The organism is Sphingomonas sp. (assembly GCF_019749955.1).
GTDB lineage: Bacteria > Pseudomonadota > Alphaproteobacteria > Sphingomonadales > Sphingomonadaceae > Sphingomonas.
In genome coordinates this window covers 1-21,677 of the sequence record NZ_JAIEPC010000101.1, presented here as the reverse complement: position 1 = coordinate 21,677, position 21,677 = coordinate 1, and the positions used below count along the sequence as shown (strand labels likewise).

23 protein-coding genes and 1 tRNA gene are annotated in these 21,677 nt (G+C 65.1%); 10 read left to right on the top strand and 14 right to left on the bottom strand.

Features of this window, described 5'->3' with window-relative positions; genetic code table 11:
* Nucleotide 1: 1 nt before the first annotated feature.
* Nucleotides 2–1,450 (top strand): pyruvate dehydrogenase complex E1 component subunit beta, encoded by a 1,449-nt coding sequence (locus tag K2W81_RS15120; protein WP_294105913.1) that lies wholly within the window; start codon nt 2–4, stop codon nt 1,448–1,450.
* 9 nt (nt 1,451–1,459) lie between these two features.
* Here K2W81_RS15120 and K2W81_RS15115 read toward each other — a convergent pair whose 3' ends face one another.
* The 3 genes from K2W81_RS15115 to K2W81_RS15105 are packed head-to-tail and all read right to left on the bottom strand — an operon-like array spanning nt 1,460 to nt 4,760.
* Nucleotides 1,460–2,167 (bottom strand): TadE/TadG family type IV pilus assembly protein, encoded by a 708-nt coding sequence (locus K2W81_RS15115; protein WP_294105910.1) that lies wholly within the window; start codon nt 2,165–2,167, stop codon nt 1,460–1,462.
* The gene (locus K2W81_RS15110) at nt 2,164–2,754 is read right to left on the bottom strand and encodes a TadE/TadG family type IV pilus assembly protein (RefSeq protein WP_294105908.1); all 591 of its coding nucleotides are present in this window, start codon (nt 2,752–2,754) and stop codon (nt 2,164–2,166) included. Before K2W81_RS15110 ends, K2W81_RS15115 begins: the two co-directional genes overlap by 4 nt.
* On the bottom strand, nt 2,751–4,760 hold the full coding sequence (locus K2W81_RS15105) for a TadE/TadG family type IV pilus assembly protein (protein WP_294105905.1): 2,010 nt from the start codon (nt 4,758–4,760) through the stop codon (nt 2,751–2,753). The genes K2W81_RS15110 and K2W81_RS15105 overlap by 4 nt, the downstream gene beginning before the upstream one ends.
* A gap of 111 nt (nt 4,761–4,871) precedes the next feature.
* Here K2W81_RS15105 and K2W81_RS15100 point away from each other — a divergent pair, with 111 nt between their 5' ends.
* Nucleotides 4,872–5,543: a squalene/phytoene synthase family protein gene (locus tag K2W81_RS15100; protein ID WP_294105903.1), complete on the top strand. Its 672-nt coding sequence runs from the start codon at nt 4,872–4,874 to the stop codon at nt 5,541–5,543.
* Nucleotides 5,544–5,598: 55 nt separating this feature from the next.
* Nucleotides 5,599–6,081 (top strand): histidine kinase, encoded by a 483-nt coding sequence (locus K2W81_RS15095; protein WP_294105900.1) that lies wholly within the window; start codon nt 5,599–5,601, stop codon nt 6,079–6,081.
* 138 nt (nt 6,082–6,219) lie between these two features.
* On the opposite strand, the gene trmFO is transcribed toward K2W81_RS15095, so the two are convergent.
* The 5 genes from trmFO to K2W81_RS15070 form a co-directional block, all read right to left on the bottom strand.
* On the bottom strand, nt 6,220–7,530 hold the full coding sequence (trmFO, locus tag K2W81_RS15090; protein ID WP_294105897.1) for a methylenetetrahydrofolate--tRNA-(uracil(54)-C(5))-methyltransferase (FADH(2)-oxidizing) TrmFO: 1,311 nt from the start codon (nt 7,528–7,530) through the stop codon (nt 6,220–6,222).
* Nucleotides 7,531–7,593: 63 nt separating this feature from the next.
* Nucleotides 7,594–7,920 (bottom strand): hypothetical protein, encoded by a 327-nt coding sequence (locus K2W81_RS15085; protein ID WP_294105892.1) that lies wholly within the window; start codon nt 7,918–7,920, stop codon nt 7,594–7,596.
* Between the two features lie 168 nt (nt 7,921–8,088).
* On the bottom strand, nt 8,089–8,457 hold the full coding sequence (locus tag K2W81_RS15080) for a hypothetical protein (protein WP_294105890.1): 369 nt from the start codon (nt 8,455–8,457) through the stop codon (nt 8,089–8,091).
* Entirely contained in the window at nt 8,427–9,344 is a 918-nt protein-coding gene (locus K2W81_RS15075; RefSeq protein ID WP_294105888.1) for a fatty acid desaturase, read from the bottom strand. Before K2W81_RS15075 ends, K2W81_RS15080 begins: the two co-directional genes overlap by 31 nt.
* A 73-nt stretch (nt 9,345–9,417) precedes the next feature.
* Complete coding sequence (locus K2W81_RS15070; protein ID WP_294105885.1) at nt 9,418–9,963, bottom strand: MarR family transcriptional regulator; 546 nt, start codon at nt 9,961–9,963, stop codon at nt 9,418–9,420.
* Nucleotides 9,964–10,429: 466 nt separating this feature from the next.
* On the opposite strand from K2W81_RS15070, the gene K2W81_RS15065 reads away from it, so the two are divergent.
* Nucleotides 10,430–11,074, top strand: coding sequence for a lysoplasmalogenase family protein (locus tag K2W81_RS15065; protein ID WP_294105883.1), 645 nt, complete (start codon nt 10,430–10,432; stop codon nt 11,072–11,074).
* 137 nt (nt 11,075–11,211) lie between these two features.
* Here K2W81_RS15065 and K2W81_RS15060 read toward each other — a convergent pair whose 3' ends face one another.
* Both K2W81_RS15060 and K2W81_RS15055 read right to left on the bottom strand, forming a co-directional pair.
* A complete protein-coding gene (locus K2W81_RS15060; RefSeq protein WP_294105880.1) occupies nt 11,212–11,421 on the bottom strand; it encodes a hypothetical protein in 210 nt (69 codons plus the stop codon).
* 114 nt (nt 11,422–11,535) lie between these two features.
* Nucleotides 11,536–11,883 (bottom strand): DUF952 domain-containing protein, encoded by a 348-nt coding sequence (locus K2W81_RS15055; protein ID WP_294105877.1) that lies wholly within the window; start codon nt 11,881–11,883, stop codon nt 11,536–11,538.
* Nucleotides 11,884–11,926: 43 nt separating this feature from the next.
* Between K2W81_RS15055 and K2W81_RS15050 the strand changes: the two genes are divergently transcribed.
* Together K2W81_RS15050 and K2W81_RS15045 are read left to right on the top strand one after the other, a co-directional pair.
* Complete coding sequence (locus K2W81_RS15050) at nt 11,927–12,178, top strand: type II toxin-antitoxin system ParD family antitoxin (RefSeq protein WP_294105874.1); 252 nt, start codon at nt 11,927–11,929, stop codon at nt 12,176–12,178.
* Nucleotides 12,175–12,465: a type II toxin-antitoxin system RelE/ParE family toxin gene (locus K2W81_RS15045; protein WP_294105871.1), complete on the top strand. Its 291-nt coding sequence runs from the start codon at nt 12,175–12,177 to the stop codon at nt 12,463–12,465. The genes K2W81_RS15050 and K2W81_RS15045 overlap by 4 nt, the downstream gene beginning before the upstream one ends.
* Nucleotides 12,466–12,468: 3 nt before the next feature.
* On the opposite strand, the gene gyrA is transcribed toward K2W81_RS15045, so the two are convergent.
* The 3 genes from gyrA to K2W81_RS15030 all read right to left on the bottom strand — a co-directional run bounded on the left by gyrA (nt 12,469) and on the right by K2W81_RS15030 (nt 16,482).
* Entirely contained in the window at nt 12,469–15,183 is a 2,715-nt protein-coding gene (gene gyrA, locus K2W81_RS15040) for a DNA gyrase subunit A (RefSeq protein ID WP_294105868.1), read from the bottom strand.
* A gap of 111 nt (nt 15,184–15,294) precedes the next feature.
* Nucleotides 15,295–15,660, bottom strand: coding sequence for a hypothetical protein (locus tag K2W81_RS15035; RefSeq protein WP_294105865.1), 366 nt, complete (start codon nt 15,658–15,660; stop codon nt 15,295–15,297).
* Between the two features lie 111 nt (nt 15,661–15,771).
* Entirely contained in the window at nt 15,772–16,482 is a 711-nt protein-coding gene (locus K2W81_RS15030; protein WP_294105862.1) for an SDR family NAD(P)-dependent oxidoreductase, read from the bottom strand.
* 175 nt (nt 16,483–16,657) lie between these two features.
* Between K2W81_RS15030 and K2W81_RS15025 the strand changes: the two genes are divergently transcribed.
* Nucleotides 16,658–18,001 carry a hypothetical protein gene (locus K2W81_RS15025; protein WP_294105859.1) on the top strand — a complete coding sequence of 448 codons (1,344 nt, stop codon included), beginning with the start codon at nt 16,658–16,660 and terminating at the stop codon, nt 17,999–18,001.
* A 50-nt stretch (nt 18,002–18,051) separates the two neighbouring features.
* Here the strand turns inward: K2W81_RS15025 and K2W81_RS15020 are convergent, their stop codons facing one another.
* Nucleotides 18,052–18,522: an Lrp/AsnC family transcriptional regulator gene (locus K2W81_RS15020; RefSeq protein WP_294105856.1), complete on the bottom strand. Its 471-nt coding sequence runs from the start codon at nt 18,520–18,522 to the stop codon at nt 18,052–18,054.
* A 209-nt stretch (nt 18,523–18,731) separates the two neighbouring features.
* On the opposite strand from K2W81_RS15020, the gene K2W81_RS15015 reads away from it, so the two are divergent.
* The 3 genes from K2W81_RS15015 (at nt 18,732) to K2W81_RS15005 (ending at nt 21,677) form a co-directional block, all read left to right on the top strand.
* Nucleotides 18,732–20,567 (top strand): HAMP domain-containing sensor histidine kinase, encoded by a 1,836-nt coding sequence (locus K2W81_RS15015; protein ID WP_294105963.1) that lies wholly within the window; start codon nt 18,732–18,734, stop codon nt 20,565–20,567.
* Nucleotides 20,568–20,572: 5 nt separating this feature from the next.
* Complete coding sequence (locus K2W81_RS15010) at nt 20,573–21,565, top strand: polysaccharide deacetylase family protein (protein ID WP_294105853.1); 993 nt, start codon at nt 20,573–20,575, stop codon at nt 21,563–21,565.
* A gap of 40 nt (nt 21,566–21,605) precedes the next feature.
* Nucleotides 21,606–21,677, top strand: a tRNA-Ile gene (locus K2W81_RS15005).

The following is a 21,677-nucleotide window of genomic DNA, read 5'->3' as shown; positions in this document are numbered from 1 at the left end:
GATGGCCGTCGACCTGAAAATGCCTGCGCTTTCGCCGACGATGGAGGAAGGCACGCTCGCCAAATGGCTCGTCAAGGAAGGCGATGTCGTCAAATCGGGCGACATCCTTGCCGAGATCGAGACCGACAAGGCGACGATGGAATTCGAAGCGGTGGATGAGGGCACGATCGCCCAGATCCTCGTCGCGGCGGGCACCGATAATGTGAAGGTCGGCACCGTGATCGCGACGATCGCGGGCGAGGATGAGGAGGCTTCCTCCCCTCTCCCATCGGGAGAGGGTGGCGCGCCGCAAGGCGCGACGGGTGAGGGCGATCCGGCGCCGTCACCCTCACCCCCCGCCGCTGACGCGGCTCCCCCCTCTCCCAGTGGGAGAGGGGAAGAAAAGAAGGCCGACACCGGGACCGCGCAGCTTGCGACTACCAAGGCCGCGACGCTCGCCGATCCCGAAATCCCGGCGGGCACCGAAATGGTCAAGACCACCGTGCGCGAAGCGCTGCGCGATGCCATGGCGGAGGAAATGCGCCGCGATCCCCGCGTGTTCGTAATGGGCGAAGAAGTCGCGCAATATCAAGGCGCGTATAAGGTCACCCAAGGGCTGCTCGACGAATTCGGCGACACCCGCGTCATCGATACGCCGATCACCGAATATGGCTTTGCCGGCGTCGGCACGGGGGCGGCGATGGGTGGCCTCAGGCCCATCGTCGAGTTCATGACTTTCAACTTCGCGATGCAGGCGATCGATCACATCGTCAATTCGGCGGCCAAGACCAATTACATGTCGGGCGGCCAGATGCGTTGCCCGATCGTGTTCCGCGGCCCCAACGGCGCGGCCAGCCGCGTCGGCGCGCAGCACAGCCAGAATTATGCGCCCTGGTATGCCAGCGTCCCCGGCCTGATCGTCATCGCGCCCTATGACGCTGCCGATGCCAAGGGGCTGATGAAGGCCGCAATCCGCAGTGAAGATCCGGTCGTTTTCCTCGAAAACGAGCTGCTTTATGGCCGCAGCTTCGACGTGCCCAAGCTCGACGACCATGTCCTGCCGATCGGCAAGGCGCGGATCATGCGGGCGGGCAAGGATGTGACGATCGTCAGCTATTCGATCGGCGTCGGGCTAGCGCTCGAAGCCGCCGAGACCTTGGCAGGCGAGGGGATCGACGCCGAAGTCATCGACTTGCGCACGCTCCGCCCGCTCGACAAGCGCGCGGTGCTCGACAGCCTTGCGAAGACCAACCGGATGGTGGTGGTCGAGGAAGGCTGGCCGACCTGTTCGATCGCGTCCGAAATCATCGCGGTCGCGATGGAGGAAGGCTTTGACGATCTCGACGCGCCGGTGCTGCGCGTCGCCAATGAAGACGTGCCGCTGCCCTATGCCGCCAATCTCGAAAAGCTCGCGCTGATCGATGCCGCGCGTGTCGTCAGCGCGGTCAAGAAGGTCTGCTACCGGGGCTGAGCCGCCCGCTCAGGCAGCGTAGACGTTGCAGGTCGATCGCGTCGCGGCCGGGTTCGGGTTGTAAATCTGGCGCAAGTCACGGTTGTCGCGGATGATGTATGACGAGGTGAACCGTATCCGCGTCGCGCCGAGAAAATAGCCGCTCACCAGCGGCTGATAGTCGTAGTTGACCTCAACGAACATCAACCCCGACCCCGCCGGCGCTGAAATCAGCGAACCGGGATCGCCGACACCGGCAGCAACGGTCGCGCCCGCATTGCCAACCGTCGCGTCTGTGCCGGCGGTCGTGGTGGTGGAATATAGCGAATCATACCCCGTGCCGCTGCGCAGGCCGATGCAGCGCTGCCAGTGCACGCGCTGGACGGGTGCCGCGTCATAGGTCTGCTGAACATTTTCGACGCTTGACACGATGATCCGCCCAAAGGTCGTCAGCCTGATCCCACGACCCTGATATCGCGCAGCTTGCAGCACGTCGTTCATGTCGACTTCGCGCAATTGTTGCGTCGTCAGCGTCGCATCGGTGCCCACGCGCGAGGCATTGTCGGAGAGCGTCAGCGCAATCTGGTTCACGCGCATGTTGACGAGCGCGTAGTTGGTCAGCTCCATGCAATAGAGCGCGAAGCCCGCGATGAACGGCAGCGTGACGGCGAATTCGACCATGGCGACGCCGCTCGAGTCGCGGCGAAGCTGGCGGAGGAGCGGCAAGACGCGCTTCATGTGCAAACCGCTACAGCAGTCGTCGTCGACTGGGTGGCATAGGGCTGGTTCTTGAGCAAGGTGGCAGCGCTGATCGTTTGCGTGCCACCAAAGCCTGGAACGAACGCCCAGATCGGAAACAGCCGTGGATAGGTGACCGTTACGGTATAGAGCGTGACCGCGTTCGCGCCGCCCTGACCGGCCGTGCCGGGATCGCTGTCCCAGGTGCCGTTGGCGTTCTGGTCGGTAAAGCATTCGCCGGGATCGCGCACGCCGTTGCTGTTGGTGTCGGTGAACGGCTCGGGCGCGACCTCGGTAAAGCTGTCATAACTTCTGCGCGCCGAACTGAACGTCGCGCTTCGCGCGAGCTGGCGGATCGCGGTTTGCACCTTGGCATCGATCGTCGATGTGTTGGCCGCGCCGCCCTCGACGCCCGAATCACGCCCGGCCTTCTGCACGGCGCCGTTGAGCACGCTCTGGAGATAGGCCTGATACAGAACATCGCCCAGGCCCATCCACAAACACAGCATCACCGGCGCGAGAATGCCGAATTCGGTGATCGCATTGCCGCGATTGTCGCGGCGCAGGCGGCGGAGTGACGCGATCATTGCGACACCCGCAGCCGCGCCACGCGCTGGGCGATCGACTGAAACTGGGTATTCAGATCGCTCCCGCTGGTCGAGGAAAGCGACTGTTGGGCGCTGCTGGCGCATTGCTGAAGCTCAGGCGTCGCGGCAAGGCCGAGCGCAACGGTCCAGATGCTGATGTTCATCGACTTGGCCTTGGCGCAGAGGGCCAGAAAGCGTGCGTTGTGATAATCGGTCTGGCTGGTAAAGGTGCCGCCGGTCACGCGCCGGTCGAAATATTCGACGCCATATTGGCCATAGATCGACACATTGGGTGCCATGGCGCCATCGGTCAGGAAGACGATGACGCGGTTCGGCGGATTGCGCCCCGGCCATGCCGCCGTGTCATTGGCAAAGATGCCGTTGGGCGAAATCATGCGCAGGCCCCAAGTCATGCCGGTGTCATGATAGGTGCCGCCGATCGGGCGGAAATCGGGCGCGTTGACGTAATTGGTGACGTCGGTCAGCGACATCGTCGACAGGCGCCGCACGGGCTTGCCACAGCTGAACCAGCCAGCGCGCAACAGCTGGTCGGTGTTGTACCGGGCATAGGACAAGCCAATCGCGATGCTGTTGGTCTCGCCATTCGACGTCGTCGTGCCGGTGCTGGTGTAGCCATAGGTGCCGCCGGTGTAGTTGCGGCCATAGATGACTTCGGGCCACGCCGGACGCCAGCGGGTCGCGTCGTTGGTGGGGACCAGATCGGGATCGAGGTCGGCGGGCAGGTTGTTGATGTCGAAGCTCGCCGACGCCGTCGTGTTGCGCTCTTCGATGCAGCCCTGCCATGAGTCGGTTGACCCGTCGACGGTGGTCGGATCGTCGACCGCCGTATTGGTCAGGAAGTTGCTGACATTATGGGATGTCGGGCCATAGGTCCAGGTCGGGCCATAGACGCGCGCGGTGACGACACAGGTCCCGCCGCTGCCGCTTGACCAACTCACGGTCGACTCGGTCGCTTGCTGCGTGGACGTGTTATAGGTCAGCGCCGTCGCCGGATTGCGCGGCACGATCAAGGCATTGCACTGGGCCGAGGTTCGGCCAGTAAAGGTCGTGTTGGTGGCGGAGATCTGATAATCGGCGGTCACCCGGCGCGATTGATAGGTCCAGTTGGTCGTCGCATTGCCCGCGCCGCCGACCATGAATTGCGGATTGATCGACTGGATTGCCCGACCGGCATTGACGACCGAGGTGTAGGTGACGAAGCCATAGCGGATGTTCGTCCCCGGCTGAATGTTCGCCGCCATCGTATTGTAGAAACTGATCACGGCGGTGCGCAGCGCCGAAATACGCGATCCGGAGCGTTCGTTCACATGATAGCCGAAGGATCCTGGATATCCGGCGACACTGTCGTTGACGCTGCCCGACCCTGCGCCGAGCGGTGAATCCGCCGGGCGCGTATAGGCCGACGTTCCCTGGCTGTTGACCGTCGCGGAGCAGGTCGCATTGTCTTCGCTTGGCAGGCAGGCCATCGATCCGGTGGTGTCGAGCACGAACATGATGTCGGTATCGGCCAGATCGTACCGCGCCTCGCACGTCACGTTGATCGTTTGCGATCCGGGGACGACGCCCGACGAATGGATGATGTTGAACAGCCGCGTCAGCGTCATCGGCACCACGGCCGATGCGGTGGCGGAGACGCGATTGTCCGACGTCTTGGCCGGGGTGAAGGTGATGCCGGTCGTCTGGAGCCAGCCCGCCTTGAAATTATTGTTGAAGAAGTTGGTCGCCTGCGTGCTGGCATTGGCGTCGAGCGTCGTGCTCGCGCTGTCGACCATGAAGCGCCGTCCCGCGAGCACGCCCGAATCGCACGCCTGTTGCAGCCGCGCCTTGACGAGGTAGAGTCGCGCGGTATCGACGCTCGACCCGGCCAGGACGACCGTGACAAAGATCAGCAGCGCCGACATCGCCAGCACATTGCCGCGTTGATCCCGCGCCACGCGGTTGAGCGTCTGCATCACGCCGCCGCGCCAGTTGCCGCTATCGGTCATACGGTTTTTCAGCCCAAACAAGGTTCTTCAATCGTTGCGTTACTGTGCCCGTGGTTGCGTTGGCTTAAGCAAGGCTGGTTAACATCGCGCTTACCTCGCTATGGGACGGGCATGAGTCCGCCGTTGCCGCCGCCCACCGATCCCGAAATTGCGCTGTCGCTCAGCTATGCGCCGCCCGCGCGCCGTGCGGGGCTGACGGCGCTGTGGGCGCTTGATGCGCAGCTCGGCGCGACCTTGCGGCAAGCCAAGGACCCGATGGTCGCGCGGCTGCGGCTGACATGGTGGTATGAAGCGCTCGGGCGGCTCGACACCGCGCCGCCACCCGCGCAGCCGCTGCTCGCGGCGCTTGCCGCGCACGTGTTGCCGCACGGCGTGAGCGGGCAGGCACTCGCGGCCATGACCGACGGCTGGGAAGCGCTGCTGGTGCCCGATCCGCTGAGCGACGCCGATCTGCTCGCCTATGCAGGTGGGCGCGGCGCGCTGTTTGTGCTGGCGGGGACGCTGCTGGGCGCGCAGGCCGCGCCGCTCGCAGCGGCGGGGCGGGGCTGGGCGCTGGTCGATCTCGCCGCGCATGTCCGCGATCCCGAAACGGCTTTGCGCGCGCGAGCGTTGGCCGCGCCCTTGCTCGCCGAAGCCCTGGCCCCGCGCTGGCGTCCGCAATCCCGCCCGCTCGGCGCCATCGCCGTGCTCGCCGAGCGCGACCTGCGCCGCCCCGACCGCGAACCCAGAGGCGCCCCCGGCCGCGTGCTGCGCATGCTCAAGCATCGGATAACCGGGCGTTAGTCTTCCGCTCGGCGTGCCGCTCGGCTAGAAAGCGGAGGGCAAGGGGAGGCGCGATATGTGGCGATATCTGGCAGGCGCATTGGCGGCATTGCTGCTCGCGAGCGCGGGGCTGTTCTGGTTCGCCTCCGGCTCGGCCAATCGCGGCGTCCAGCGCATCTTGCCCGCCTTCCCGCAGACCGCCGAGGACCCCGGCAGCCTGCCCGACACCGTCCCCGAAGCCGATCCCAAGACGCGCGAGCAGAAGCGCTTCGGCCGCGTCGACAAGGACAAGAACGGCAGCGTCACCCGCGAGGAATATCTCGCCAGCCGCCGCAAAGCCTTCGCCAAGCTCGACACCAATGGCGATGGCAAGCTCGATTTCGACGAATGGGCGATCAAGGCCAGCACCAAATTCGCCGGCGCCGACAAGGACAAGTCGGGCGCGCTAACCCCGGCCGAGTTCGCCACGACGGCGGTGGTGCGCAAAGCACGGCCCAAGGCGAAATGCGCGTGCCCGCCGGTGGCTGCGGCGCCGGCTGCTGCAGACGACGAGAATTAAGCGATCCTCTGTCCTGCCCGTCACCCCGGCCTTGTGCCGGGGCCCACCGCGAAACAGGTGACAGCATCGCGGGCGGCGCCGTGGGCCCCGGAACAAGTCCGGGGTGACGAAGGGGTTATGGTCCCGACGAATTCGCACTCAACCCGCCAACCACCCCGCCAGCGCATCCCTTGCCCGCGCCGTATACAGCAACTTCCGATCCGCCTTCTTCGTCCGCCCCTCAATCGGCGGCATCAGCCCGAAATTGACGTTCATCGGCTGATAGGTCTCCGCCTCCGCCGCCCCCGTAATGTGGTGGAGCAGTGCGCCCAAAGCCGTCTCGACCGGTGGCGGCGCCAGCACCTCACCGCGCAACTCCGCCGCCGCGAAGCGCCCCGCCAGCAGGCCGATGGCGGCACTCTCGACATAGCCTTCACACCCGGTGATCTGCCCCGCGAAACGAATCCCCGGCCGCGCCTTCAGCCGCAACGTCGGATCGAGCAGCTCGGGCGAGCGAATGAAGGTATTGCGGTGCAACCCCCCCAGCCGCGCGAACTCGGCATTCTCCAGCCCCGGGATCGTGCGGAACAGCCGTACTTGCTCGGCGTGTTTCAGCTTGGTTTGAAAGCCGACGATGTTCCAAAGCGTGCCCGAGGCATTATCCTGCCGCAGCTGCACCACCGCATAGGGCCAGCGCCCGGTCTTCGGATCATCGAGCCCGACCGGTTTCATCGGCCCATAGCGCAGCGTATCCACCCCGCGCGCGGCCATTACCTCGATCGGCATGCAGCCTTCGAAATAGGGGACGTTTTCCCACTCTTTGAATTCGGTCTTCTCGCCGTCGATCAGCCCGGCGTGAAAGGCCAGATACTGGTCCTTGGTCATCGGGCAGTTGATGTAATCCTTGGTCTCGGTCTTGTCCCAGCGCGACTGCATCCACGCGACCGACATATCGATGCTCTCATGGTGGACGATCGGCGCGATCGCATCGAAAAAGGCGAGCGCATCCTTGCCGGTCTCGGCGCCAATCGCCTCGGCAAGCCCCGGCGCGGTGAGCGGCCCGGTGGCGATGATCGCGGGGCTGTCAGGTAGGGTGTCGACTCGCTCGCGCACGATCGTGATGTTGGGATGCGCGGAAAGTGCCGCCGTCACCCCGTCCGAAAAGCGATCGCGATCGACCGCGAGCGCCGAGCCCGCCGGCACCTTGTGGGCATCGCCCTCGCGCATGATCAGCGACCCGAGCGCGCGCATCTCGGCATGCAGCAGCCCGACTGCATTGCGCTCGGCATCGTCCGAGCGAAAGCTGTTCGAACAGACGAGTTCCGCCAGCCCATCGGTGTGGTGCGCAGGCGTGGTCGAGCCCGAACCGCGCATTTCGGACAGCTTCACGGCGAGTCCGGCCTCGGCGAGCTGCCACGCGGCCTCCGAACCGGCCAGCCCGCCGCCGATGATGTGGATGTCGTGGGTCATGGGTGGCTCATAATGATTAGCGCGCGATAGGCAAAGTTCCGCCCAAGCTTGGCGCACTGTCGATCATCCTGACGCGTGACGCAGCGCAAAATCGCTACTCACGCGGCTGAGGAGCGCGCACACGGCGCCCGTAAAGCCGAAGGCGATCGCTCCGCCTTGCGCGGCCAAGTTGTCGGACCCGAGCGCAAGCCATGCCGACACGCCGGCGGCCAGCCCGCCGACGATCGCCCAGACGATCGGCAATTGCATGCCTTCATTGTCCTCGCTGAGCCAGGTCATCACCTTGGTACCGATCCAGATTGGTAGGAAGCCTAGAATCAAGCCGACGATCGAGGCTACCGCGCCCAGCGCAATTAACTGAAAGGGCAGTGCGATCAGCTCCTGCGTCATCATCGGCGACCAAGTCGCTGTGGGTTCCGATGCCCAAAAGGCGATTGCGAGCCCGAGCAGAAAAACTGGCCCTGCCGCAAGGCTTGCAGGGATGAGCGTCGGCGACGTCGAGTAAGCCCGCATATCAGTCTCCATCTTATTGGGTCGACGCCAACTGCTGCGACTGGATCATGCCGCCGCCGCGCGACCGTCCATCCACGCGTTCACCTTCCGCCCGAATTGCGCGACGGCGCCCATGTTGAAGAAGTGCATCAGCCCGATCACGACCACGGCAAGGCCGACTTTGCTGCTGAGGAACCGGATCGCCCCGGTGATCGTCTCCGGCTCCGCGCCCAGACTGAGCGTCAGCGTGATGAAGCCGATATTGACGAGGTAGAAGCCGACCACGAGCAGATGGTTGGTCGATTTCGCGAGCACGTCATTCTGGCCGAAGCATTGCTCCAGAAAGACGATGCCGTTGCGCGACAGCGTGCGCGCGACCCAGATGGTGATGGCGATCGTGATGATCAGATACAGCGCATAGACAGTCTCAACCATGATCGATTCCTTTGCTTTTCAAGTGGACGGTGTTGATTTCCGTGCGCCAGCCGGGCGCTTGCTGGACGGAAGAGCCTCGGCTCCGGCACCACCAGCGCATTGCCCCGGGCGAACTCGGGCGCCGCCGCCGCAATCCGGCGGGCGAGGATGCCCAGCCGCCGCACCGGCACGCCTGGGAACAGATGGTGCTCCAGATGCAGCAGCATGTTGTAGCTGACGAAATTTATCACCGGTGAGCGCTGGGTCCGCGCGACATCTTCAGGCTCGCAATCGTGGTGGGTAATCCACACCGCGAAGAAGGCCGTCAGGCACTGCGCAACGATCATCGCGGCGAGGTGATAGAGCAGAAACGGCGCGCCGATCATCAGCGCGGTCGCCGCGACCAGCAGATTGAGCGCGAGATCGATGCGCATCCGCCGACGCAAAGCCGCGCCGCCCTGCTGCCACGCCGCCCGGTGCATCCGCAGCGGGAACAGCGGGCCATGCGCGATCACTTGCGCCGCCGTCATTCGCCCGCAGGCGCCCTCCAGATCATCGGGCGTGCCGATGTGTCGGTGATGCTGCAAATGGTTGAACGCGACTGCATTGTTGGAGCCCAGCATCAGTGCGCTCAGGCCGTGCAGCACGACGCGGTGACCGCGCGCGCGAAACCCGAGATTGCCGTGGATCGCTTCATGATTGAGCCGCAGCGCCGTCAGGAAGAACATAAACGACGCCGGGATGGCGATGAACCACAGCCCCTGCGTGGCGCCCCACCAGCTCGCGGCCAGCCAGGGCAGGGGATGACAGCATTCGATCACGCCGTCATGCCAGTGCATCGGCGCCAAGTCGCGCCATTTGATCGCGGCCCGTTCGGCCGTGGTGAGCGCGGTGTGGTGATTGCTCATGCTGATCTTCCTTTCAATCATTACTGGAATTTCAGAATTAAATGGGCGTGCAAAAATTGATCGAACTAACCCCCTAGACCTGCTTCTTTCCCCCCGGAATGAACCGCGCGACTCGGCTGCCCAGCTTCATCAGCGTCACCAAGGTGGGCTTGGGCAGCGTGCGGACCTGCTCGTACCAATTGGCAAGCGTCGCGATGAATTCGTGCATCCGCGTCACCCGCTCGCGCAACTGGGCGGGCGCGGTCGGATCGGCTTTCAGGCGCTCGGTCAGTTCCGCGAGCAGTTCGATCGTCGGGTCGATCTCGCGCCGCTTGCGCTCGGCGGAAATGCGCATCAGCATCTCCCACAGGTCGGTCTCGGCGACGAAATGGTCGCGCCGGTCGCCCTCGACATGGACGCGGCGGACGATAGCATAGGACTGCAATTCCTTCAGCCCGGTCGACACATTCGACCGCGCGAGGCCAAGCGTCTCGACGATCGTCTCGGCATCGAGCGGTCGGTCCGACAGATAGAGCAAAGCATGGACCTGCGCGACCGATCGGTTGACGCCCCAATAGGTCCCCATCTCCCCCCAATGGAGGATGAAGGCCTTGGCGTCGGGATGGTCGAGGATGCTCATGTCGATTCTTTCTGTTAAGACAGAAATATCGGAAAGAAGTGGCGCGGTCAAGTCGGCGATGAGGATGCGGGCACCTTCGCGTCTCTCGTTGGGGGAAGGAGCCAGGTGCATCGTGCTAAAGGAGGGGAGTGCACCTCCGCGACCCCGATCGTCACCCCGGACTTGGTCCGGGGTCCACGTCACCCCGCTACCGCCGCGTCGGGTTCAAGGACCACGGTGGGCCCCGGAACAAGTCCGGGGTGACGAGTTTGTGTTCCATATTTGTTCTTGTTCGACCGGCCCGTTTCTGCTATAGTAACGCCCGATGCAGGAGGCCCGTCCCATGCCCGCGACCGGACCTTTTTCCGTTACCCCTATGCACCTCACCCCGCGACACCCCCCTAAGGATGGTCATAACCTTTGTAACCTTTCAGCGCCCGAACCGGCGCTTCCCCCGGCCCGGCAATTCAGGCAGGGAAGGGCGGATATGCAGTTTCGCTGGCTTTTCTGGATCGCGGTCGCGGCGGGCGCGAGTTACTTTGCCGCCACGTGGCTGATGCCCGATGGCGCGGCGCTGACCGCGTGGAAAGGGCTTGGCGTCGGGTTGCTCGCGCTCTGGGCGGCGCTCAATGCGCGCTCAGCGAGCGGCTGGGTGATTGCCGCGGTGCTCGCGTTCGGCGCAACCGGCGATGTGTTGCTCGATGCCATGGGGCTGACGGTCGGCGCGGTCGCCTTCCTCGCCGGGCATCTGCTCGCGGCGGGTTTCTATTGGGCGTGGCGGCGGGAGGATTTGCGCGCGAGCGCACCGATCGCGGTGGGGCGGCTGGTGCTGATTCCGGGGATCGCCTGGTTCCTCCCCGCCGATCGCGCGGCCGCGCCGGGGATCGCGCTTTACGCCGGCGGGCTCGCGCTGATGGCGGCGGCGGCGTGGGTCAGCCGCTTTCCCCGGTTGCTGGTGGCGCGCGGCGCGCTGTTTTTCGCGGTGAGCGACTTGCTGATCTTCGCGCGCATGGGGCCGCTCGCGCACTCGGCCGCGCCCGGTCTGCTGGTGTGGCCGCTCTATTTCGGCGGGCAGGCGATGATTGCGTGGGGGGTGGTGGCGTATCTGCGGCGGGGGGCGGTGACGGGTTAACGCGTGCCTAATCGCAACCTACACCGTTCCACACCGTTTTTTTCGAGCGAAGTCGAGAAACAGGCCACCGGCGATGTCCCTCTTGGCTTGTTTCTCGACTACGCTCGAAACGAGCGGGTCAGGTTGAAAAGTGGGTGTCAGTCCCCCTCAGCCAAAATTGCCTCAATGCTCGCGCGCAGCGAATCGCGGGTCTGGTACAGCCAGTTGCCCGATCCGCGGCCCTTGGGCTCCTCCCATTTCTCGGTGATTTCGACGGCGAGTTGATGCGGATCGACGGCCAGCCCCGCCGCGCGCTTGGCGGCAATCGCTTCCTTGATTTCGGTGCGGAGGATGGCGTCGATATCCATGAATTTCAGTCTCCTTGGAGGCACACTATGCCCCGATTCCTCAGTGCAGGGAATATGTCCCAGAGACTATGGCTGCGACTATGGCTGCGACTATGGCTGCGACGATTGGCGCGCTCAGCCCGCGACCGGCAGCTTCACCTGGCCGGTTTCATCGCGCTCGATCGGGCTGTACGCGAACACCGCCGACAGCGGCAGCGGGGCATAGAGATGCGGGAACAATGCGCCACCGCGCGACGCCTCCCACTTTACGGCCGCGCCCATCGCGTCGAGATCGACGGCGGCCACCCAAAGATCGTGCTGCCCGGCGAAATGCTTGTCGACGGTCTCGGTCAACTGCGCCTGCGTCGACAGATGGATATAGCCATCGGCCAGGTCGATCGGCGCGCCCGCAAAGACCGCGTCGCGCTCGAGTGCCGCCATCTGATCGGCGGTCAGCACCTTGTAAGCGGTCGGCGTTTGCATGCGTTACCCAATCTTGGTAATTTGGCGGCGGAGGTATGCGACCATGCGCAACACGTCAATTGCTCTGAGCGATCACTGGGTGAAGTTCACCGCCGATCTGGTGGCCAGCGGCCGCTACGGCTCGACCAGCGAAGTCGTGCGCGAAGGGCTGCGGCTGGTCGAGGCGCGCCAAAAGCGGATCGCGCAGGTCGGCGCATTGATCGAGGAAGGCGAGGCGAGCGACTTTGTCGATGATTTCGACTTCGATGCCTATATCGCTAACGTTGAAGCCGAAGGCCCCGACCGCGCCGCATGAGGCAACGCTGGGCGACCAAGGCACTCAGCGATCTCGACGCGATCCGCGATCATTCGCGGCGGGAATGGGGTGCCCAGCAAACAGCGCGCTATCTACGCGCGATCCGTGCCGCCGTTACTGCCGCCGCCAAAGCGCCGATGCAAGCGGCCCCCGCCGATCATTATCGCCCCGGCTATCGCAAGATCACGGTGGGCGCGCATCTGATATTCTTCCGCATCAACGGCGACGCGATCGAAATTGCCCGCGTGCTCCACAGCGCGATGGACGTCGAGCCAAGGCTCGACTGACGATCACTCCGCGTCGGCCGTGGGCTCCGCCACCGCACCATCATCACCGCCGTCATCGCTTTCGCTGATCTTCGCCGCGCTCACGACATGCTCCTCCTTGCCGACGTCGAACAGCCGCACGCCCGCCGACGCGCGGCTGATCACACGCAGCGAATCGAGCGGCATGCGGATCAGCTTGGCCTGATCGGTCACCAGCATCAGCTGGTCATCGCGGGTCGCCGGGAAGCTGGCGACGACAGGGCCATTGCGGCCGATATTGTCGATGTTGGTGATGCCCTGGCCCCCGCGCCCGATCCGGCGATAGTCATAGGCCGACGACAGCTTGCCATAGCCATTGGCGCAGACGGTGAGGATGAACTGCTCTCGCGCCTGCAATTCGGCGAAGCGCTCGGCGTCCATCATCGGATCGCCTTCCTTCTCGGGCTTCCACGGCGCGAACTTCAGATAATCCTCGCGCTCTTCCTGGCTGGTGCCGACGCGGTGGAGGACGGAGAGCGAGATCACCGCATCGCCATTCTTGAGCGCAATGCCGCGCACGCCGGTCGAGTTGCGGCTCTGGAATTCGCGGACATCGTCGCCGGCAAAGCGGATTGCCTTGCCGTCGCGCGTCGCCAGCAGCACATCGTCGCCCGCATCGAGCAGTGCCACGCCGATCAGCGTGTCGTCGGAATCGTCACCGTCGAACTTCATCGCGATCTTGCCGTTCGATGGCACGTTGGTGAAGGCGTCCATCGAATTGCGGCGCACATTGCCCTTGGCGGTCGCGAACATCACGTGCAGCGCGCCCCATTCGGCCTCATCCTCGGGCAGCGGGAGCACGGTCGAGATTGTCTCGCCCTCGGCGAGCGGCAGCAGGTTGACCATCGGTCGCCCGCGCGTCGCCGGGCCGCCCTCGGGCAGCTTCCACACTTTCAGCCGATAGACTTTGCCGTGCGTCGAGAAGAACAGCACGGGGGTGTGGGTGCTGGTGACGAACAAGTTGGTGACGGCATCCTCGTCCTTGGTCGCCATGCCCGACCGGCCCTTGCCACCGCGCGCCTGCGCGCGGAAGCTGTCGAGCGTGGTGCGCTTGATATAGCCCTGGAGCGTGACGGTGACGACCATCGCCTCGCGCTCGATCAGGTCTTCGTCTTCGATCCCGTCAGCGGCGGCGGCGATCTCGGTCTTGCGCGGCGTGGCAAAGGCGGCGCGTACCTCGGCCAGTTCCTCGCGCATCACGGCGTAAAGCTTCACCCGGTCGGCAAGGATAGCGAGCAGCTCGGTGATCGATTCGGCCAGCGTCTTGAGCTCATCGCCGATCTCGTCGCGCCCCAGCGCGGTGAGGCGGTGGAGCCGCAGCTCGAGGATCGCGCGGACCTGAAGGTCGGACAGCTTGTAGGTGTCGCCGTCAATCTCGGCCTCAACCGCTTCGACGAGGCGGATATAGGGCAGGATCTCCGCGACTGGCCATTCGCGCGCCGCCAGCGAGGCGCGGGCGATCGCGGGATTGGCGGAACCCCGGATGATCCGCACCACTTCGTCCATATTGGTGACGGCGATCACCAGCCCGAGCAAGATGTGTGCGCGCTCACGCGCCTTGAGCAGCTCGAACTTCGAGCGTCGCGTGATCACTTCCTCGCGGAACTTCACGAAAGCATCGATGATGTCGCGCAGCGTCAGCGTCTCGGGCCGCCCACCGCGGATCGCGAGCATGTTGGCCGGGAAGCTCGATTGCGCCGGCGTATGCCGCCACAATTGGTTGAGCACCACTTCGGGGGTCGCGTCGCGCTTCAGGTCGATAACGATGCGCACGCCGTCGCGGTTGGACTCGTCGCGGATGTCGCTGATGCCCTCGACGCGCTTTTCCTTGGCGGCCTCGGCGATCTTTTCGACGAGCGCATTCTTGCCCGACTGATAGGGGATCTCGGTGAGTATGATCGAGCGCTTGTCGCCGCGCGATTCCTCGATCTTGTAGCGCGAGCGGACGATGATCGACCCGCGCCCTTCGGCATAGGCATTGCGGCAACCGCTGCGCCCCAGAATGATCGCGCCGGTCGGGAAATCGGGGCCGGGGACGATCTCCATGAGCTCTTCGATCGTCAGCGGATCGCCGCCGCTCACTGCGCGGTCGATCGTCGCCAGACACGCATCGATGACTTCGCCGAGATTGTGCGGCGGAATGTTGGTCGCCATGCCGACCGCGATGCCGCCCGCGCCATTGACGAGGATATTGGGGAAGCGGGCGGGGAGGACCGACGGCTCTTCGCGCGATCCGTCATAGTTGGGGATGAAATCGACCGTATCCTTGTCGATGTCGCCGAGCAGCGTCATTGCCGCCTTGGTCAGCCGCGCTTCGGTGTAGCGCATTGACGCCGGCATATCGGGGTCCATCGACCCGAAATTGCCCTGGCCGTCCATCAGCATCACGCGCATCGCCCAATCCTGGGCCAGGCGGGCGAGCGCCATGTAGATCGAGCTGTCGCCATGCGGGTGATAATTGCCCATCACGTCGCCGACGATCTTGGCGCATTTGCGATACGGCTTGCCGGGGACGAAGCCGCCCTCAAGGCTGGCGAACAGGATGCGGCGGTGGACCGGCTTCAGCCCGTCGCGCACATCGGGCAGCGCGCGTGAGACGATGACCGACATCGCATAGTCGAGGTAGCTCGACCGCATCTCGTCGACGATGCTGATCGGTGAAATATCGGAAGGGTCGGCGAGGCGTGTCTCGTCGGTCAATTTTTGACGCTTTCGGCTGATGTGACGATATGGTGACTCGTCTAGCCGATCAGATGCGGCAGTACCACCCCCGCGCGCGCTTGGGCATCCGCGCGGGGGGTGTTAGTCGGGCTATTTGCAGGCCTTTTTGTTGGCGTTACCGGCCTTTGAGCAATTATAGGTGATGGTCTTGCCGGTGGTGGTTTTGGTCGTGACCATGCGGCCACCGGCAACGGATTTGGGCTTGGCGGGCTTCGCCGCAGGCGCCGGCTTGGCGGCCATGGCAGGCGTGGGCTTGGCGGCAGGCGTAGTCGGCTTCGCAGCGACAGCGGGCTTGGCTGCGGGGGCCATCGCGGGTTTGGCGGCAGGGGCTGTGGCGGGCTTGGCTGCGGGGGCGGGCTTGGTGGCAGGGGCGGGCTTGGGCGCGGTTTGCGCGGAAGCCGCCGATGTCGCGACAAGCGCGGCGGTCAGCAGGGATGCGGTGATCAAGGAACGCATGCGGACTTCCTCTCATTCTATGACGGCCGTGTGACACGGCGCGCGCATCACGCTGCCCGATTGTCACGCCGCCGCCAATGACCGGGCACCAATCATGGGAAATTGTAACTTCTACGGGGAGATTTCGGCGCCGTCCCAAGCGAACAGCTTGCCGCTGTCGGGCGGGCGCAGGCCTTCGATCGTATCGAGCAGCTGCGCCGCCGCGCGCCCCGCGTCGAACAAATGACCCTCCGCGGCATTGCCCTGAAACGGCTTCGAAAGCGCCGTGTCCACGGTGCCGGGGTGCAGCGCGACGACGATCGAGCTCGAGTTGCGGCGGCGTTCCTCGATCGCGATCGTCCGGATCAGCTGGTTGAGCGCCGCTTTTGATGCGCGATAGCCGTGCCAGCCGCCCAGCCGGTTGTCCGAAATGCTGCCGACCCGCGCTGACAAGACGGCGAACACGCTCCGACCGGCCTTGGGCGTCAGCGGCAGGAAATGTTTGGCAACCAGCGCCGGGCCAATCGCATTGATCGCGAAGTTGCGCGCGAGCCAGTCACCGTCGAGGTCTTTCAGCGCCTTTTCGGGGCCACGTTCGCCATCGTGCAGCAGCCCGGTGGCGACGAAAACCAATGTCGGCGGTGGGCCCTTGGCGACCTCGGCAACCGCAGCAGCGATGCTCGCTTCGTCGGTGATGTCGATCCGCGCGGCGTCAGCGAATGATCGCGCGAAACGGTGGACGACGTCATGGCTGCCCTCTTCACCAATGGCATCAGCCAGTGCCGCGCCGATCCCGCCTGACGCACCGATGATCACTGCCGATTGTGCCATTGCCTGCGCCATCTTGCTCAGCTCCCTTGATGGCCCGGCGTCTAGGGGGCCTGTGCCGTTGTTCAAAGCCCATTCACCGCCGCATCGATACGAGGGATAGGTGCATTGGGTTGAACGGTATTGCGCGGGCCATTAAGGCGGCGTCCAACACGGGCAGTCCAATCGCCCCCAGGAGGAGATTTCTGACATGGTGACTTTGACCAAGGCAGCACGCGCCGCCATCCTGCTGATCGGCGCCGCCGCCATCGCGATGCCGATCGCGGCCCCCGCCAAGGAAAAGAAGAAGGAAGAGGCGGCGCCCGCCGGGCCGCAGCTCAGCCCTGAATTTCGCAAACTCGCCGTGCCTGCCGACACCGCGTTGCGCGCAATCGCCGACAAGCAGCGGGCCTCGATCACCACCGATGTGTCGGCCGATCTCGCCGCCGCCGAGCCGCTGGTCGCCGCTGCCGAAGCCGCCGCCAAGACCGAAGATGACAATTACTTCAAGCTCAGCTTCCGGCTGAAGATCGAAGACATGAAGGCGCAGGCCGCCGCAAAGGGGGATGTGGCGATCTATCGCCAGAAGGAAGGTGCGCTGATCGAGCCGCTGAAGGCCCTGATCGCGCATCCCCGCGCATCGGCGCCCGAGCGCGCCATCTATCTCAATCGGCTCGGCGAGCATGCCTATGACGTCAAGGACTATGCCGGGGCACTGACCTATTTCCAGCAAGCCAAGGCAGCGGGCTCGACCGCAAGCAATCTTGGGCTCAGCATTGTCCGCGCGAAGACCGAAGGCGGCGACATTGTCGGCGGTATCGCCGAGATGAAGGCGCTGATCGCGGCTGAGCGCGCCGCCGGTCGTACGCCGCCCGAGGCTTGGTATCTCTACCCCCGCGCGAAGGCGAATGGCGCCAAACTGACGGCCGAATTCCTCGATCTGACGAAGCTGTGGCTGGGGGCCTATCCGACCGCCAAGAACTGGCGCGACGCGTTGGTCTATTATGGCTTCCAGGGGCCGTACAAGCTCGACAAGCGCGAGCGCATCGACATTTTCCGGTTGCTGCGTTTGGCCAAGTCGCTTGGTGACCAGAATGACTATGCCGAATATGCGCAGAATCTGTTCGATGTCGGCTTGCCCGAAGAAGCCAAGGCGGTGATCGAAGAAGGCCGCGCGGCGGGCAAGGTGCCTGCGGCCGGTGGCCCGAACGCGATGATCATGACCGACGCGGTGGCGGCAATCAAAGCCGAAGGGCCGCTCGACGCGCTGGCCAAAAAGGCGGCAGCGGCGCCCAATGGCGTGCTCGCGGCGGCAACGGGCGATGGCTATCTGGGATCAGACGATTATGCCCATGCGATCGAGCTCTACACGCTTGCCCTGAAGAAGGGCGGTGTCGCCAAGCCTGAGGAAGTGCTGACGCATATGGGCATTGCTCAGGCACGGGCGGGCGACAAGGCCGGAGCCAAGGCGACGTTCGCAATGATCAAGTCGCCACCGCGCGCCGATATCGCGAGTTTCTGGATCCTGTGGCTCGATAGCGCGCCGGCCGCCTGAAATAGGGCATCGGAGCGGCGCGATCGCCCGCTCCGGTGCCTCAGTCTCGCTCAGCCGTCGATCGTGACGGGGATTCCCGGCACTGCTTTGGCCGTGCGGATGGTCAGTGACGTCTTGACGCTCGCGACATTGGGCGCGGTCGTCAGCCGCGACGTCAGGATTTCCTGGAAAGACTTCAGGTCGGTCGCGACCAGCTTCAGGATGAAATCGATCTCGCCATTGAGCATATGGCATTCGCGCACTTCGGGAATGGCGGCGATGTGGCTTTCGAATGCGGCCAGATCGGATTCGGCCTGGCTACGCAGCGACACCATCGCGAAAACGGTGATCGGATAGCCCAAAGTCGCCGCGTCGAGATTGGCGTGATAGCCCCGGATCGCGCCCTGTTCCTCCAGCGCCCGAACGCGGCGCAGGCACGGCGGCGCGGTGAGCCCGACACGTTCGGCCAGATCGACGTTGGTCATGCGACCATCTTCCTGCAGCAGATCGAGAATCTGCCGGTCGATCCGATCGAAGGCCATACGCATTCCTTCCGAATTCTGAACATATCAAAGCGTGAGCGCTGCTATCCTATTATATAATTGCTGGCAAACGCAATTGTCCCACATTGTGACGTGCCAAAAAGAACGGTTCCCTTCGCCGACTCCAAGCGGTTAAGAAATCCTTACGACGACGGCGATGGGCCGCGTCAAGGAACCGTGATTTGCGATTCGACGACAGCCTTTCGACTGTGTTGGCGACAGACGCGTCGACCCCTTTTGGCGCGCAGACCGCGTGGCGCCAGCTGGTCGATCTCGTCGGGCGGGGCCGCGCCGAGGCGACGCCCGAGACGATTGCCAAGCTGCGCGATCTGCGCGCGCGCGTCCCGGCCAGGGTGCGTGCGGCCTCGGCACGCGCGCTGACCTATGCGATGCCGCCCGCGCCACTGGTGCGGCTGTTCGCCGAAGATGATGCGACGATCGCCGGGCCCGTGCTGCGCAGTGCCCGACTGCCCGCGAGCGACTGGACCGCGATGCTCGTTGCGATGTCGGCGCAAGGCCGCGCGATTTTGCGCCACCGCCGCGATTTGCCGCCTGAAGTGATGCGCGCGCTGAGTGATTTTGGCGCGGTCGATTTCGTCTTGGCCACGGAAGTGCCGACCGCGCCGCCGACCGTAGAATCGTTGCCCGTTGCGCCCGGTGTCCGGTCGCGTCCGGCGGCCGCCTGGGATGCACTGGTCGCCGATCTCGAGCAGGCCGAAACTACGCCAACGCTACCGTCACCTGCGCTTGACCCGGCACCGCTCGCCGAATCGGATTTTGCATCCTTTGCCAGCGTCGCACAGGCACTGCCCGCCGTGGTTGAGGCACGCCGTCAGGTGGCGGCTGGGGAAGTGGCGCTGCCTCCGGTGGCAGCCCAGCCGGTGGCCGCGCCCGCTGAGGCGCCCCCGGGGCCGTTCCAAATCCCCGATATCGTCGCCCGCATCGACGCCTTTCGTCGGCAGCGCGGCGAAGCCCCGTCGCCCGCCCTTGCCCTACCGGTCGCCGCGCCCGCGTTGGCCCCGACCGTCAACGCGCGCAGCTTCCAGTTCGAAACCGATGCCGACGGCATCATCCGCTGGGTCGCTGGTGTCGAGCGCGCCGCCGTCATCGGCATCTCGATTGCCTATGGCGCGGCGGGGGCTGCCGCCGTTGATGGCATTGCGACAGGCGCGTTTCGTCGCCGCGCGCGACTCGATGATGCGCGGCTTGAGATTGCCGGCCAGTCGTCGGCCGCAGGCGCGTGGCGAATTTCGGCGATTCCCTGTTTCGACCGCATCAGCGGCGCGTTCATCGGCTATCGCGGCGCCGCCCGCCGCCCGCGCGCCGATGAGCAAGCGCATATCGAAAGCGGCACGATCGATTCGCTGCGCCAGCTCGTCCACGAATTGCGCACGCCGACCACGGCGATTGCGGGCTTTGCCGAAATGATCGAAGGTCAGGTGCTGGGACCGGTCGCGGACAGCTATCGTGGCTATGCCGGTACCATTGTCGAACAGGCGCGCGCGCTGCTCGGCGCGATCGACGACCTCGATCTGGCGACGCGTATCGAATCGCACGCGCTCGATCTGCGGCCAACCGACGTGCCGCTCGCGCCGATTCTGGTGCGGGTGATCAAGGATCTCGAGCCGCTCGCAGCACTGCGCGGGGCGGAGACAACGCTCGACATCGGCTATGACGTGCTCGCCAAGGGCGATGACCGGGTGATCGAGCGCTTGCTCGCGCGGTTGATCGCCGTGCTGGTGTCGGCAGCGCGCGCGGGCGAGACGATCGCGGTGCTTGCCACCCGCGAAGACGGCGATGCCGTGGTGCGCCTGACCCGACCCGAAGCGCTGGCGGTTGCGTCGGGCAATGCGCCGTCGCTGGCCATCGATGCCGAGGAAGAAGCCGCTGCCGGAGCACCCCTGCTCGGGTCGGGCTTTGCGCTGCGACTCGCCATGAATTTGGCGCGTGAACTCGGCGGCGCGCTGATCATCGGCGAGGCGCGCTTGACTTTGCGGCTGCCCGCCGCCTTTGCTGGCGATATGGGACAGGCTTCGACCAACTGAGCGTGATGGCGGGATTTTCACCGCCGGCGCCTGCGCCCGCCGCGCTGGTCGATTGGCCCGCCGATTTCGGCACGCGCTTCACGATCTTCGTCGACACCGAAGAAGAATTCGACTGGCGCGCCGGTTTCGCGCGCGATGCGCATGGGACAACCTCGGTTGCGGCGATTCCCGCAGCGCATGCGCGCTTTGCTGAGCGCGGCGTGCCGCTCGTATATCTGGTCGATTATCCGATCGCGACTGATCCCCGCGCGATCGACATATTGCGCGGCGTCATCGCTGACGGACGCTCGGCGATCGGCACGCAGCTTCATCCCTGGGTCAATCCGCCGTTCGATGAGGCGCTGGGCGCCGCCAACAGCTATGTCGGCAATCTGGGCGAAACGATCGAGGCGGCCAAGCTCGACGCGCTCACCGACGCGATCACGCAGGCGTTCGGCACGGCCCCGATCGTCTACCGCGCGGGGCGTTATGGCATCGGCCCGAACAGCTGGCGGCTGCTCGCCGAACGCGGCTATCGCATCGATAGCTCGATTCGCGCGCGCTATGATTATCGCGCCGACGGCGGGCCTGATTTCGCGGGCGTGGGCAACGACGCCTTTCGCTGTGGCCCTGACGGCGCGCTGATCGAACTGCCGCTGACGACCGTCTTCACCGGGGCGATGCGCGGCGGGGGCGAGCCCTTGTACCGCGCGCTCGGTCGCCTCCCACGCGCACGCGGCGTCGCGGCGCGCGCAGGGATGCTCGCGCGCGTGTCACTGACGCCCGAAGGGATGCCGCTTGCCGACGCACTCGAAGCGGTGCGCGTTGCCGTGGGGGAGGGGACGCGGCTGCTCAACTTCGCCTTTCACTCGCCGTCGCTGGTGCCGGGGCACACACCCTATGTGCGCGACGCCGCCGATCTGGCCCGGTTTCACGCTTGGTGGGATGGCGTGCTGGACTTGCTCGACCGGCTCGGGGTGCGCCCTGCGACGCTCGCCGACCTGCTCGCTGCCGCCTGAACCTTGCGCAGCCGTGCGCGCTTGCCTAGTCGGTACTCAAGGGCCTGTAGCTCAATGGTAGAGCCAGCCGCTCATAACGGCCAGGTTGCGGGTTCGAATCCTGCCGGGCCCA

What these genes read in the sequence shown, in the direction of transcription:
- K2W81_RS15120 (WP_294105913.1), top strand. Translation starts at nt 2, where the DNA reads ATGGCCGTCGACCTGAAAATGCCTGCGCTTTCGCCGACGATGGAGGAA.
- K2W81_RS15115 (WP_294105910.1), bottom strand. Translation starts at nt 2,167, where the DNA reads ATGAAGCGCGTCTTGCCGCTCCTCCGCCAGCTTCGCCGCGACTCGAGC.
- K2W81_RS15110 (WP_294105908.1), bottom strand. Translation starts at nt 2,754, where the DNA reads ATGATCGCGTCACTCCGCCGCCTGCGCCGCGACAATCGCGGCAATGCG.
- K2W81_RS15105 (WP_294105905.1), bottom strand. Translation starts at nt 4,760, where the DNA reads ATGACCGATAGCGGCAACTGGCGCGGCGGCGTGATGCAGACGCTCAAC.
- K2W81_RS15100 (WP_294105903.1), top strand. Translation starts at nt 4,872, where the DNA reads ATGAGTCCGCCGTTGCCGCCGCCCACCGATCCCGAAATTGCGCTGTCG.
- K2W81_RS15095 (WP_294105900.1), top strand. Translation starts at nt 5,599, where the DNA reads ATGTGGCGATATCTGGCAGGCGCATTGGCGGCATTGCTGCTCGCGAGC.
- trmFO (WP_294105897.1), bottom strand. Translation starts at nt 7,530, where the DNA reads ATGACCCACGACATCCACATCATCGGCGGCGGGCTGGCCGGTTCGGAG.
- K2W81_RS15085 (WP_294105892.1), bottom strand. Translation starts at nt 7,920, where the DNA reads ATGACGCAGGAGCTGATCGCACTGCCCTTTCAGTTAATTGCGCTGGGC.
- K2W81_RS15080 (WP_294105890.1), bottom strand. Translation starts at nt 8,457, where the DNA reads ATGGTTGAGACTGTCTATGCGCTGTATCTGATCATCACGATCGCCATC.
- K2W81_RS15075 (WP_294105888.1), bottom strand. Translation starts at nt 9,344, where the DNA reads ATGAGCAATCACCACACCGCGCTCACCACGGCCGAACGGGCCGCGATC.
- K2W81_RS15070 (WP_294105885.1), bottom strand. Translation starts at nt 9,963, where the DNA reads ATGAGCATCCTCGACCATCCCGACGCCAAGGCCTTCATCCTCCATTGG.
- K2W81_RS15065 (WP_294105883.1), top strand. Translation starts at nt 10,430, where the DNA reads ATGCAGTTTCGCTGGCTTTTCTGGATCGCGGTCGCGGCGGGCGCGAGT.
- K2W81_RS15060 (WP_294105880.1), bottom strand. Translation starts at nt 11,421, where the DNA reads ATGGATATCGACGCCATCCTCCGCACCGAAATCAAGGAAGCGATTGCC.
- K2W81_RS15055 (WP_294105877.1), bottom strand. Translation starts at nt 11,883, where the DNA reads ATGCAAACGCCGACCGCTTACAAGGTGCTGACCGCCGATCAGATGGCG.
- K2W81_RS15050 (WP_294105874.1), top strand. Translation starts at nt 11,927, where the DNA reads ATGCGCAACACGTCAATTGCTCTGAGCGATCACTGGGTGAAGTTCACC.
- K2W81_RS15045 (WP_294105871.1), top strand. Translation starts at nt 12,175, where the DNA reads ATGAGGCAACGCTGGGCGACCAAGGCACTCAGCGATCTCGACGCGATC.
- K2W81_RS15035 (WP_294105865.1), bottom strand. Translation starts at nt 15,660, where the DNA reads ATGCGTTCCTTGATCACCGCATCCCTGCTGACCGCCGCGCTTGTCGCG.
- K2W81_RS15030 (WP_294105862.1), bottom strand. Translation starts at nt 16,482, where the DNA reads ATGGCGCAGGCAATGGCACAATCGGCAGTGATCATCGGTGCGTCAGGC.
- K2W81_RS15025 (WP_294105859.1), top strand. Translation starts at nt 16,658, where the DNA reads ATGGTGACTTTGACCAAGGCAGCACGCGCCGCCATCCTGCTGATCGGC.
- K2W81_RS15020 (WP_294105856.1), bottom strand. Translation starts at nt 18,522, where the DNA reads ATGGCCTTCGATCGGATCGACCGGCAGATTCTCGATCTGCTGCAGGAA.
- K2W81_RS15010 (WP_294105853.1), top strand. Translation starts at nt 20,573, where the DNA reads ATGGCGGGATTTTCACCGCCGGCGCCTGCGCCCGCCGCGCTGGTCGAT.